The organism is Sphingomonas sp. CCH9-F2, from assembly GCF_001556735.1.
Taxonomy (GTDB): Bacteria; Pseudomonadota; Alphaproteobacteria; order Sphingomonadales; family Sphingomonadaceae; genus Sphingomonas; species Sphingomonas ginsenosidimutans.
In genome coordinates this window covers 1-395 of the sequence record NZ_LSJO01000051.1, presented here as the reverse complement: position 1 = coordinate 395, position 395 = coordinate 1, and the positions used below count along the sequence as shown (strand labels likewise).

Below are 395 nucleotides of genomic sequence, written 5' to 3'. Positions count from 1 at the left end.
CCGCCACGCCATTGCCCTTCGCCCCGGCAGCGGTCAGCGGGAGGACAAACAGTTGCGATCGGGTGCCGTCGGCCCATGTATCCCAATGGCGCACGAACAGCTGGTCATAGGTGCGGCCCGACCCGGCGTTCGCGTCCTTCTTCACCATCGCGGGTTCCAGGCTGGGCGCGCCGGGGCGGCGATCCGCCCAGACCGCGATCCGGTCACCGGTCGGCGCGACCTTGAAGCCGCCGAAGCCACCCTTGAAATCGGTGACCCGCCGCGGCGTGCCGCCGGTGACGGGCACCGACCAGATCGCGTCGTCGGCGCTGAAATACACGGTGCTTCCGACGATCTGCGGGTCGTTTTCGTCCAGCGCCGGATCGGCGGCGAGCTTCACTGGCGGTGCGCCCGGC

The 395-nt window shown here is 70.1% G+C and carries 1 pseudogene; it reads right to left on the bottom strand.

The features are described from left to right. Positions 1 to 395: pseudogene (locus AX685_RS22185) on the bottom strand (S9 family peptidase); the annotation flags it as partial.